This is a genomic window from Flavobacterium sp. 102, assembly GCF_003634615.1.
In the GTDB taxonomy this organism is placed as follows: Bacteria; Bacteroidota; Bacteroidia; order Flavobacteriales; family Flavobacteriaceae; genus Flavobacterium.
The window spans coordinates 294241-306127 of record NZ_RBKX01000001.1 but is presented as its reverse complement, the minus strand read 5'-3'; the positions used below and the strand labels follow the sequence as shown (position 1 = coordinate 306127).

At 35.0% G+C, this 11887-nt stretch carries 13 protein-coding genes; 7 read left to right on the top strand and 6 right to left on the bottom strand.

Features of this window, described 5'->3' with window-relative positions; genetic code table 11:
• Window positions 1–6: 6 nt before the first annotated feature.
• Complete coding sequence (locus C8C84_RS01405; protein ID WP_121311825.1) at window positions 7–837, bottom strand: hypothetical protein; 831 nt, start codon at window positions 835–837, stop codon at window positions 7–9.
• A gap of 129 nt (window positions 838–966) precedes the next feature.
• Between C8C84_RS01405 and C8C84_RS01400 the strand changes: the two genes are divergently transcribed.
• The 5 genes from C8C84_RS01400 (at window position 967) to dnaG (ending at window position 6632) form a co-directional block, all read left to right on the top strand.
• Window positions 967–1947, top strand: a complete 981-nt coding sequence (locus tag C8C84_RS01400) for a polyprenyl synthetase family protein (protein WP_121311824.1) — start codon at window positions 967–969, stop codon at window positions 1945–1947.
• Between the two features lie 182 nt (window positions 1948–2129).
• On the top strand, window positions 2130–2690 hold the full coding sequence (locus C8C84_RS01395; RefSeq protein WP_121311823.1) for an RNA polymerase sigma factor: 561 nt from the start codon (window positions 2130–2132) through the stop codon (window positions 2688–2690).
• Window positions 2677–3411: a hypothetical protein gene (locus C8C84_RS01390; RefSeq protein ID WP_121311822.1), complete on the top strand. Its 735-nt coding sequence runs from the start codon at window positions 2677–2679 to the stop codon at window positions 3409–3411. The genes C8C84_RS01395 and C8C84_RS01390 overlap by 14 nt, the downstream gene beginning before the upstream one ends.
• Before the next feature lie 31 nt (window positions 3412–3442).
• The gene (locus C8C84_RS01385; protein WP_121311821.1) at window positions 3443–4501 is read left to right on the top strand and encodes a hypothetical protein; all 1059 of its coding nucleotides are present in this window, start codon (window positions 3443–3445) and stop codon (window positions 4499–4501) included.
• A 139-nt stretch (window positions 4502–4640) separates the two neighbouring features.
• Entirely contained in the window at window positions 4641–6632 is a 1992-nt protein-coding gene (dnaG, locus tag C8C84_RS01380) for a DNA primase (protein ID WP_121311820.1), read from the top strand.
• A 29-nt stretch (window positions 6633–6661) separates the two neighbouring features.
• On the opposite strand, the gene C8C84_RS01375 is transcribed toward dnaG, so the two are convergent.
• Both C8C84_RS01375 and nadE read right to left on the bottom strand, forming a co-directional pair.
• Window positions 6662–7291 (bottom strand): response regulator transcription factor, encoded by a 630-nt coding sequence (locus C8C84_RS01375; RefSeq protein WP_121311819.1) that lies wholly within the window; start codon window positions 7289–7291, stop codon window positions 6662–6664.
• Window positions 7292–7372: 81 nt separating this feature from the next.
• A complete protein-coding gene (gene nadE / locus C8C84_RS01370; RefSeq protein ID WP_121314934.1) occupies window positions 7373–8179 on the bottom strand; it encodes an NAD(+) synthase in 807 nt (268 codons plus the stop codon).
• Window positions 8180–8276: 97 nt separating this feature from the next.
• On the opposite strand from nadE, the gene gldB reads away from it, so the two are divergent.
• Together gldB and gldC are read left to right on the top strand one after the other, a co-directional pair.
• Entirely contained in the window at window positions 8277–9239 is a 963-nt protein-coding gene (gldB, locus tag C8C84_RS01365) for a gliding motility lipoprotein GldB (protein WP_121311818.1), read from the top strand.
• Window positions 9232–9567: a gliding motility protein GldC gene (gene gldC, locus C8C84_RS01360; RefSeq protein ID WP_199717082.1), complete on the top strand. Its 336-nt coding sequence runs from the start codon at window positions 9232–9234 to the stop codon at window positions 9565–9567. The genes gldB and gldC overlap by 8 nt, the downstream gene beginning before the upstream one ends.
• 5 nt (window positions 9568–9572) lie before the next feature.
• Here the strand turns inward: gldC and C8C84_RS01355 are convergent, their stop codons facing one another.
• The 3 genes from C8C84_RS01355 to C8C84_RS01345 are packed head-to-tail and all read right to left on the bottom strand — an operon-like array spanning window position 9573 to window position 11578.
• The gene (locus tag C8C84_RS01355; RefSeq protein ID WP_121311817.1) at window positions 9573–10151 is read right to left on the bottom strand and encodes a hypothetical protein; all 579 of its coding nucleotides are present in this window, start codon (window positions 10149–10151) and stop codon (window positions 9573–9575) included.
• 3 nt (window positions 10152–10154) lie between these two features.
• The gene (yihA, locus tag C8C84_RS01350) at window positions 10155–10772 is read right to left on the bottom strand and encodes a ribosome biogenesis GTP-binding protein YihA/YsxC (RefSeq protein ID WP_121311816.1); all 618 of its coding nucleotides are present in this window, start codon (window positions 10770–10772) and stop codon (window positions 10155–10157) included.
• A 41-nt stretch (window positions 10773–10813) separates the two neighbouring features.
• Entirely contained in the window at window positions 10814–11578 is a 765-nt protein-coding gene (locus C8C84_RS01345) for an alpha/beta fold hydrolase (RefSeq protein ID WP_121311815.1), read from the bottom strand.
• Window positions 11579–11887 lie beyond the last annotated feature (309 nt).

Below are 11887 nucleotides of genomic sequence, written 5' to 3'. Positions count from 1 at the left end.
ATAAAACTAATTTCCTAAAGTAATGGTTGTCGTGTTACCATTAATGGTTAAAGTTGCTTGGTTGTCACAATCACCATCTCCGTAATCTAATGTCGCTGTGTTGTCGTTTCTAACAGTAGTTACAACGCCACTAACAATATATGGGCAATTGGCTTCCACTCTCAATGGAGTTGTGATAGTGGAAGTTCTGTTTCCGGCCGGGAAAGTTGTTGACCAACTTCCGGAGATTGAAAATACATTGTCCATCCAAATTATAGGTGTACTAAATCCTTCAATCATTTCTCTTACTCTGTTGCCTTCTCTGTGGTAAACATTTCCGTTTGGAAAAGTCACTGTCATGTCAATTGTCATATTAGCAACAGGATGAACAGCGGTTAAAGTCGCCGTGCTTTGTAATGATCTCACAATAGTCTTGTTGCCTTCGATTAAGATATTGTTATGGTGGAAATCAACAAAACTATAACTTATAGTATGTGAAGGTGTGTCAAAATTCAAACTTCCGCTTACAATGATGGTTCCGTCTAAAACATTGCCGTTTGGTAAAGTGCAATTGTCAAAAACTACCATTCTGGTCCAGGTTGTTGCAGTTAATGCTACGGTTACAGTTGCGCATTCAGGAAGGTCTTGTGTTTCAAGGTCATTTTTTCCGGCACCTGGATTGGCTTGCAGTGCGTATTGGTCTTCTGCAATTTTGGCCACGTCTTCAGTTACCAAATCGATTTTGGCACTTACTTGGGCTTCACTCAATTCCGATGATGGTGAACTGTTATCATCTTTGCTACAGCTTAAGATAAACATAGATAATGCCAATCCTAATACAAGGTTTTTAGTTTTCATAATGGTTATTTTTTGATTCGAATGTTGGAATGTAAAATTTACAAAAGGTTTAATGAAATGTAAATATTTTTTTCAAACGATGGCTTTATTGTATCTTTGAAGACCCGATGGAATTCGGTTGTTATTTTAATGAATATCACTTCGCAAATAAAAAAGCCTATACAAGATGAAATGGAACTTTTCGAGAAAAAGTTCTACGAATCAATGACTTCAAAAGTAGCGCTTTTAAACAGAATCACTTATTATATAGTCAACCGCAAAGGAAAGCAAATGCGTCCGATGTTTGTTTTTTTGGTCGCTAAAATGCTCTCGGAAAATCAGAAAGTCAACGAAAGAACGTATCGCGGTGCTTCGGTAATCGAATTAATTCACACCGCCACTTTAGTTCATGACGATGTTGTTGATGACAGTAATCGCCGTCGCGGATTTTTCTCCATCAATGCATTGTGGAAAAACAAAATAGCGGTTTTGGTTGGTGATTATTTATTGTCGAAAGGATTGTTGCTTTCTATTGATCATGGCGATTTTGATTTGCTTCGAATTATTTCCGTAGCGGTGCGCGAAATGAGTGAAGGCGAATTGTTGCAAATAGAAAAAGCCCGAAGATTAGATATAGTAGAAGAGGTCTATTATGAAATTATCCGCAAAAAAACCGCAACCTTAATCGCTTCTTGTTGTGCGCTGGGTGCCAAATCGGTTTCGGAAGATGAAACTCAAGTTGAAGCGATGCGAAAATTTGGAGAACTCATCGGAATGGCTTTCCAAATTAAAGATGATTTATTTGATTATACCGATGATGCCATTGGTAAACCAACCGGAATCGACATCAAAGAGCAAAAAATGACTTTGCCTTTGATTTATGCTTTGAACAATTGTACCAATAAAGAAAAGAGTTGGTGTATCAATTCGATTAAGAATCACAACAAAGACAAAAAACGCGTTAAGGAAGTCATTCAATTTGTAAAAGACAAAAACGGTTTGCACTATGCCGAACAAAAAATGGTACAATTTCAAGGAGAAGCACTCCAAATCCTCCAAAATTTTCCCCAATCTGATTACAGAGAGTCACTTTCGCTGATGGTAAATTATGTAATTGAACGAAAAAAGTAATTTTTTTTAAAAATAGTTCCTGCTGTAAAGCATTGATTTTACTGACTTTTTTCTTTTTTAAATCTCCAAATTGATTTTTTTTCAAATCATCATGCAACCATTTTTTAACGACTTTCGTCTATGCTAATAGAAATCAATTATTAATCTAACATTCTAAAGATCTAAGCAATCTAACAATCTAAATGAAGGTAATCAACTTACATAAAGATGAAAAAGAATTAATCGAATTGGCTGTCGAAAACAATCGTCACGCGCAGCATCAGATTTATTCCAAATTCGCTCCAAGAATGTTGAGTGTTTGCCGTCAGTACATCAAAGATGTGCATCAAGCGGAAGACATTATGATCACGGCTTTTATGAAAGTGTTTACCCATTTGAAAAATTTTGAAGACAAAGGCAGTTTTGAAGGTTGGATTAGAAGAATTATGGTAAACGAATGTATCTCTTTCATAAGAGTTCAGAAAAAAGTAAAATTTATTGAAGACGAAAATTATTTTGAAGAAAGATATAACAACATCGAAAGCCAGTTTTCGGTTGAAGACATTCAGTTTTTGATTGACAGTTTACCCGATGGATACAAAATGATTTTCAATTTATATGCGATTGAAGGCTTTAAACACCAAGAAATTGCAACCATGTTAGGTATAAGCGAAGGTACTTCGAAATCTCAATTATCACACGCGCGAAAAATGTTGCAGGAGAATGTTAAAAAATTAAAAAATTACAGCAATGGAACCGAATAATATAGAAAAACAGTTCAGAGACAAGTTGAATGCAAGAGAAATTCAACCATCGGCACAAGCTTGGGACCGATTAGATGCGATGCTTTCAGTAGCGGAAGAAAAAAAAACAAGAAAACCTTTTGGCTTTTTGTTTATTGCTGCCAGCATTTTGGTCTTCGTAACACTTGGTTTGTTTTTGTTCAATCAAAATGGGACAGAAGTTAATCCTCAAAACACAATTGTTGGAACAGAAACTAAAATCGATACCGTTCAAAAGGGCATAGAGAAAAATCAAAATCCAATAATAGAAAAAAGTCAAGAACAACAAGTAGTAATCAATAAGTTTCAATCATCACCCGAGACGGAGCCGAACAGTTTGGAGCGTAGCGGAAAAAATCAAAAAACGAATACCAATCAAAATCAAATCATCAAAGACAAACCTATTGAATTTCAAAATTCATCAGATGTGGCTCAAAAAGACCTGCCAAGAATCGCAGAACAAAAGGAAATTATTGTAAAAAAACCGATTGTTCTAAAATCTGACGAAAGTTTGTTAGCCGATTTAGATAAATCAGCCAAACAATCTACAAACCAAAAATCAAGTTTAAAAGTGGATGCCAAAAGCTTACTTTCTCAAGTCGACGGAGAAGTAGAATATACATTCAGAGAAAAAATGCTCCAAAAAATTAATAAAAACTATCAGGAAGTTAAAGTGGCTTTGGCCAATCGAAACAACGAATAATCATTAATCACATTTTTAAATCACAATCAACATGAAGAATTTTATTATTTATGCGTCACTATTGCTATGCTTTTTGGTAAGCAAAGTATCAGCACAGGAAACAGTGAAAGTGTCAAAAGAAGAAACAACTTTTGAATTTCGAGTAAAACTTATTGCCAATAAAATAGAAGCAATAACCAAAGAAGAAAAATCGGCTTTAAAAGCTGAAATCGAATCGGTTAACAAAGAATTGGAAGCCGGTACAATTACCAAAGAACAAGCGGACGAAAAGAAATTGAAGTTTGCTGAAATTCGTTCAAAAAACATCGAAACAAGAGTCGGACAAGCACAAGAAGAGTTAAAAGAATTGGTGAACCAAAAGGTTGACGGCAAAATCAAAGATAATAGAGAGCATTTTGGGATTCATTTTAACTGGGTTAATAAAAACGATTCCATCAGAAAAAGCAAAGGCGAAAGAAGAACTACATCCCAATTTGTTTTCGCGGCCGGTGTAAACAATTTAGTTACGGACAAAGCAGTGGCTCATTCCGATTACAGATATTGGGGTTCGCATTTTTACGAATGGGGTTTTACTTCAAATACCCGACTTTTCAAAAACGACAATTTATTACATTTGAAATACGGAATGTCGGTTATGTACAACAACTTGCGCCCAACGGACAATCGTTTATTTGTTGTTAACGGAAACCAAACCAATCTTGAAACCAGTGCGGTGAATTTGAAAGATTCTCGTTTCAGAAATGTTTATTTAACGGTACCGCTTCACTTAGAATTTGATTTTACAAAATCAAAAGATAAAGATGGAAAAAAAATATTCAGAACCCATGAAAGCGTTCGTTTCGGAATCGGAGGTTATGCCGGAGTTAGAGTAAAATCGAAACAAAAAACAAAATACGAGTTAAATGGGAATGACTTCTCCATCAAAGAAAAAGGCGATTTCAACGCGAATGATTTTATTTATGGTGTCAGTACTTATATTGGATTTAAAGAAACCAGTATTTATTTGAAATACGACTTGAATCCGTTATTCAAAGACAACGCTATCAAACAAAACAACATTTCATTGGGTGTTCGATTTGATTTGAATTAAAAAAAATGTTTAGGTTAGTTTATACTTCGAAAAGATGTTTCCGTAATGGAGCATCTTTTTTTATTTTAAATTTTAAATTATGTATTTTTACGCTCATTCATTTTAGATTTCTAACAATCTAACAATCTAACAATCTATTGTGATTACCCGCGAAACTATAGACAAAGTATTTGAAACCGCACGTGTGGAAGAAGTTATTGGTGATTTCGTCCAACTCAAACGCGCGGGAAGTAATTACAAAGGTTTGAGTCCGTTTTCGGATGAGCGCTCACCGTCGTTTATGGTGTCGCCTGTAAAGCAAATTTGGAAAGACTTTAGTTCGGGAAAAGGCGGAAGTGTCGTGACTTTCCTGATGGAACACGAGCATTTCACTTATCCGGAAGCGATTCGTTTTTTGGCCAATAAATACAATATCGAAATCGAAGAAACCGAAGTTTCTCAAGAAGATAAAATCGAAGCCAATGAAAAGGAAAGTCTTTATTTGGTGTCTGAATTTGCCAAAACCTATTTCCACGAAACCCTTTTAAATACTGAAGAAGGCAAAGCCATTGGGTTGTCTTATTTCAAAGAAAGAGGTTTTACCAATGAAACGATTGCCAAATTTGGGTTAGGTTATTCGCCTGAATCTTGGGATGCTTTTACTAAAGAAGCGTTAACCAAAGGTTACCAATTAGAATTTTTAGAAAAAGTCGGATTGACCATCACCAGAGAAGACGGAAAGCACTTCGACCGATTCAAAGGCAGAGTGATGTTTCCGATTCAAAGTTTGTCAGGTAGAAATTTAGGTTTCGGCGGCAGAATTTTGACCAATGATAAAAAAGCAGCCAAATATCTCAATTCACCCGAAAGTGATATTTACCATAAGAGTAAAGTTTTGTATGGAATTTTCCATGCCAAACAAGCCATTGCCAAGCAAAATAACTGTTATTTAGTTGAGGGTTATACCGATGTGATTCAGTTGCATCAAGCCGGAATTGAAAATGTCGTTGCTTCTTCGGGAACTGCTTTAACACCGGATCAAATACGATTAATCAATCGATTGACTAAAAATATCACGGTGCTTTTTGACGGCGATGCAGCAGGTTTACGAGCTTCTGTTCGTGGAATCGATTTGATTTTGGAGGAAGGTATGAACGTCAAAGTCTGTACTTTCCCCGATGGTGATGATCCCGATAGTTTTGCCAGAAAGAATTCTTATGAGGATTTGGTGCACTATTTAGAGAACGATGCCAAAGATTTTATTCAGTTCAAGGCCTCGCTTTTGATGAATGAAGCCAATAATGATCCAATCAAGAAAGCCGAATTGATTCGCGATATGGTCGTCAGTATTTCCAAAATTCCGGACCGAATCAAAAGAGAAATCTACATTCAGGAAACGGCCCGAATCATGGATATTTCTGAGCAGGTAATTCGTGATACTTTGGCTCAAATAATGCAAAAAGACATTTCGGAAGCAGGCAAAAAGCTCAAAAATTCTGAGACTTCGGGACAAACCGCTTTTGAAGTTGTTAAGAATGAACCAAAAGTTATTCAGGACAAAGTTGATATTATCTATGATTTGGAACGAAAAATAATTGAGATGTTGTTGCTTTATGGTTCGCATGAAGCCGATTTTGATGACTTTATTCTAAAAGCTAATGAGGAAGGTGAAATGTTAGAAGAAAAGGAAACCAACACCTTTAAAGTGTTCCAGCGAATCTATCTGAGTTTGCAAGAAGACGAAGTAGAATTGGCAAATCCAATGTTTCAAGGAATTTATACCGATTTGATTAACTATTACAACCAAAACGAAGAGTTCAATGTTGAGCATTATTTAATGCAATTGTCTCCGGAACATTCTCAAATGGTAACTGATATTTTAATGTCGGAAGAAAGAGAACTGTTGCACAATTGGGAAACCAAACATATTTACGTCAAAACCAAAACCCAAAACGTAAGTCAGTATGTTTCCGAAACCATTATTTCACTACGCGAATATTTAATCAATAAACTGATATTAGACTTGATGAATAATTTCAGCAAAGAAGAAGAAAGTGATTCTGGAGAAATTATGGCAACCATTAATGATTACAACAAATTAAAAGTCAGTTTAACCAATAAAATAGGCAGAATACGGTCAACTTACATATAAAAAAACCCGCATTTTGCGGGTTTTTAGTTTTAAACGATTTCCAAAGTCTTAGCTTTATTAACAAGGTCTACCAAGTTAGTCACATTTAGCTTCGTCAATAAACGAAGTTTATAAGTACTGATGGTTTTCTCATTAAGCGTTAAGATTTTTGCAATCTCGTTGTTTTTCTTGCCGTCGCTTAAGAAACGCAATACCTCAATCTCTCTGTTCGAAAGTTTTCGGTACAAACGCTCTGATTTGTTCTGCTTAGCAATCAACGCTAGGTTTCTCTTGATCTCTTCATTTAGGATAATCTGTCCTTGACTTACTTTGACAATGGTGATCCCTAAATTTTCAAGCTTTGATGTCTTATGAACATATCCTGCACAACCTGCTTTAATAGCGTTAGGCGCATAAATGTGTTCTGACAAACTACTGAAGACGACAACTTTAGTTTTTGGAAAATTTCTGATGATTGACTTGAGTTCATAAATACTCTTTAATCCTTCAAGCTCTAAATCGATGATTAAGACGTCAATTTCTTTGTTTCTTAAAGCATCGGGAACCATAAAAAAATTTCCTACGTTGGAAACGATGCTTATTTCAGGGTGATCCTTGAAGTAGGCTTTCATTCCAAAGTGTACAACCGGAAAGTTATCCGCAATACATACATTTATCATAATTGTGGTATTTGATAAAAATTAATAGAAATTACTGTAAAGTTAAAAAATTATATTCAAAAAATGTTAACAAAATTGATATTATTTTAAAAAAATTGGGATTATACATACAGGAATTGGATTCATTTTGTGTTGATTTATTGTATTTAACTTCTTATAAATCTCAAAAACTTCTTTCTCTCTTCCTGAAAAATCCTCATTTTTTTTGTTGTTTTCTGTTTCTAACATCGCCCATTCTAATTCGTCATAACTCGCTCCCAATTGGTCTTCATCGGTTCTTGAATCGCCAAACAAACCGTCGGTTGGTGCTGCATTTTGTATCGACTTCGGTATTTCTAAATATTCTCCCAAAGCATATACATCACTCTTCATTAAATCGGCAATCGGACTCAAATCAACACCGCCATCGCCATATTTGGTGTAAAACCCAACCCCAAAATCCTCAACTTTATTTCCTGTCCCGGCAACTAACAAGCCATGAATTCCGGCAAAATAATATAACGTTGTCATTCGCAATCGTGCTCTTGTATTGGCTAACGAGAGATTAAACTTGGTTTCATTATCCGAATGAGGGAAGGCTTTCTTGAATGCTTCAAAAACTTCAGTTAAATTGGTTTCTGCATTTTGAACATTCGGAAAACGCTCTTTCAACTGTTCAATGTGTTCTCTACCACGGCTTACTTGATTTGGGTCTTGGTGAATCGGCATTTCGATACACAAAGTTGTTAATCCGGTTTGGGCGCACAATGTTGAGGTTACGGCCGAATCAATACCACCTGAAATACCAATCACAAAACCATTTACTTTTGCTTTTGTAGCATAATCCTTTAACCATGTAACAATATGGGTATTAGTTTCCCCTACTTTGATTTTACTTTTTTTAGCCATTTTTTTATGAAAGTTTTTAGAAACGGAAATGTATATTTGCAAATGTAAAAAAATCACAAACTTTTCAGTCCCATTTTGGTCATATAAATTCTCTGTAATGAAAAAGTATTTTGCAATAATAACGTTGGTTTTTCTGCTGGTTTCTTGTGATAAGAAATCTAAAGTAGAAAAAGCAGTTGAAGAAATTCCGGTGGCTTTAAAAGTCAATCGATTTGATCAAGCTTTCTTTGAAGCTTCTCCAAAAGACCTGCCTAATTTAAAAGCCGAATACCCATTTTTCTTTCCGGAAGGATTTGATGATAAGGTTTGGATTGAAAAAATGCAAAACAAAGATTGGAAAGATCTGTATGCGGAAGTGCAAAAAAAATACCCGGATTTCGGCAAACAAACATCCGAAATTGAAGATTTGTTCAAACACCTCAAATACTATTTTCCGGAAACTGTTTTGCCTAGAGTCTACACTGTAATTGGTGAAATGGATTATAACAGTAAAGCGATTTATGCCAATGATAAATTGATAATTGCTTTGGAATTGTATCTCGGGAAAGATGTTAAATTTTATACTTTTCCGGAATATTTGAGACAGAATTTTGAAGAGCGACAAATGATGCCGGATATCGTAACAAGTTACGCCATGAGAAAAATTCCGCCACCTACTGACAAAACATTATTGTCTGAAATGATTTATTATGGTAAAGAATTATATTTAAAAGATTTAGTACTTCCCAATCATACAGATGCTGAAAAAATTGGTTACTTGCCTGAGAAAATCACTTGGTGTCAGGAAAACGAAAGTTACATTTGGCGCTTTTTTATAGAAGAAGATTTGCTTTTCAGTTCTGATTCACGATTGGCAAATCGCTTTATTAATTTGGCACCGTTTTCTAAATTCTTTCTTGAAATTGATAACGAATCTCCCGGCAGAGTTGGGCAATGGATTGGTTGGCAAATTGTTCGTTCTTTCATGGAAAATAACGAAGTAAGTTTGCAAGACATGCTGAAAATGGACGCTAAAGAATTATTTGAAAAATCAAAATACAAACCTAAAAAGAATGAGTAATACCATAAAATCCGAAATAAAATTCAATGTCGAATTAGATGAAAACCGCGTACCCGAAAAACTAACATGGACAGCCCAAGATGGCGGCGTTGATGAAGAAGAGGCGAAAGCGATGATGCTTTCCATTTGGGACAGCAAAGCGCAAGAAACACTTCGCATTGATTTGTGGACCAAAGACATGCCGGTAGACGAAATGAAATTGTTTTTTCACCAAACCTTAGTGGCCATGGCGGATACTTTTCAACGTGCAACTGCCGATGAAAAAATGGCGGATACGATGAAAGATTTCTGTGATTATTTTGCGGAGAAATTGGAGTTGAAGAAATAAAAATGCTAATGAATAGATTTGCTCGCAATATCTTCCCAAATCTTTTTATAACATCCCATAATTACATTATAAATTGGCCTTGAAGTTGCGCTCATATGTTCGTCAATATTTCCTCTGGCTGTTTGGGTGTAGACTATTTTTTCAAGTTTTAAATCATAAACTTCTAATGTTATTTCGGCAAAAGACATTTGCTTGAGATAATAGTCGTGTTCAATTAATTTGAAATTACTGATATCGTTCCTGTTACTTTTGCATTTAACATTGACAAAGTAATCGTAATTGGTTCCAATCTTCAGCTTTTTGAGTTCCTCTTTACTTGGATTTAGATCAATTTTGACCGGAATCAGTAAAGATTTTTCTTGTGAAACAAGTTTCACTCTTTCACTTAAGCGCGAATTAAAATTGGTGTAGACCAATTCTGTTAGTTTGTCTTTATAAAACGGATTGATTTCGATGTTTCCGATTAACCATTTTCCTTCTTGAAAATCTAGGCCATTTGTTCTATCGCTGTTGTATAAAGTAAAATGATTCAAGTTGCAACCTGTTGAAATAACAAGTGTTAACAGAATGAATATTTTTTTCATAAATTATAAATCCCCACTTTTAAACATTTCTTCATTTACACTGTCAATAAAGCCCAAAACAGCATCTCTACCAGTGGTTTCAGTTGCTGAGGTTACAAAGTGTTGCGGCATTTCTTCCCAGTTATTGGCCAAAAGTGCTTTTCTATACGCAGCAATGTGAGAATCAATTTTGCCTCTACTGATTTTATCGGCTTTGGTAAAAATGATGCAAAACGGTATTTCAATTTCACCTAAATAGGTAATGAATTCCAAATCAATTTTCTGTGCTTCCAATCGGATGTCGATTAAAACAAACGCGCAAACCAATTGTTCTCTTTTTTCAAAATAATCGGTGATAAACTCTTGAAAAACTTCTTTGGTTTTTTTGGAAACTCGAGCATATCCATAACCCGGTAAATCGACTAAGAACCAATTCAAATTGATTTTAAAGTGATTGATTAACTGAGTTTTTCCCGGTTTTCCGGAGGTTTTAGCCAAATTTTTATGGTTGGTCAACATGTTAATCAAAGACGATTTTCCCACATTGGAACGACCAATAAAAGCGTATTCCGGCAAAGGTTCTTTCGGACATTTGCTCACGTCAGAATTACTGATGATAAATTCGGCACTGGTAATTTTCATTGGATTTTATTAAAATAAAAAAGTCCCAAAAGGACTTTTGTTTATAAATGAACTTCTTTTAACCATTCATGTAATAATCGGTTAAATTCGTCCGGATGTTCCATCATTGCAGCATGACCACATTTGTCAATCCAATACAATTCAGAATTGGGCATTAATTTGTGGAATTCTTCAGCTACTTCCGGTGGCGTAACTTGGTCGTTTTTACCCCAAATGATACAAGTTTTTACATGCATTTTAGGTAAATCTTTAGCCATATTGTGGCGAATCGCACTTTTGGCAATCGTCAAGGTTTTAATCACTTTGATACGGTCATTCACCACCGAAAAAACTTCGTCAACAATTTCTTTTGTGGCTACATTTGGGTCGTAAAAAACCGCTTCAGCTTTCTTTTTGATATACTCATAATCACCGCGCTTTGGGTAACTGTCACCCATGGCGCTTTCGTAAAGGCCTGAACTTCCTGTAATTACTAATCCTGCAACTTTTTCTGGGTACATTTTGGAATGGTACAAAGCAATATGTCCGCCAAGCGAATTTCCAAGAAGAATAACGCGGTCAAAACCTTTAAAAGTAATAAAATCTTTTACATATCTGGCAAAAGCCTTGACATTGGTTTTTAAGATGTTTTGGGTGTAAATGGGCAACTCGGGAATAACTACTTTATAACCTAGTGAGGAAAAGTAATTGGCAACACCGCTAAAATTACTCAATCCGCCCATCAATCCATGTAAAACAACGATTGGCGTACCTTCTCCAGCTTCGAAATAGGAATACTTGCCCTCTTTTTTAAAATTTCCTTCCATGTAATTTTTTTGACTTTTTACCTTGGCAACAAATATATGATTTTAAAGATAAAAATAGCTTCATGTCAGGAATATTTACTACTAAAATGTAGTTTTTCATCAACAAATTTTAAAAAAATCAGCTTGTTAATTATAAAAATTTACCCATCTATTCTCAAGCCAATAAAATCAATTTTATGCAATAAAAACCCTTAAAATGAGTTTTTTATATTTTATTTTCTTCTCAAATCTAAATTCATTAAACATTCATCAAGAATTCGTTGAGGATGAATTTATTGCGTTTTTGACCGAAAAGGGAATGAAGTGGTA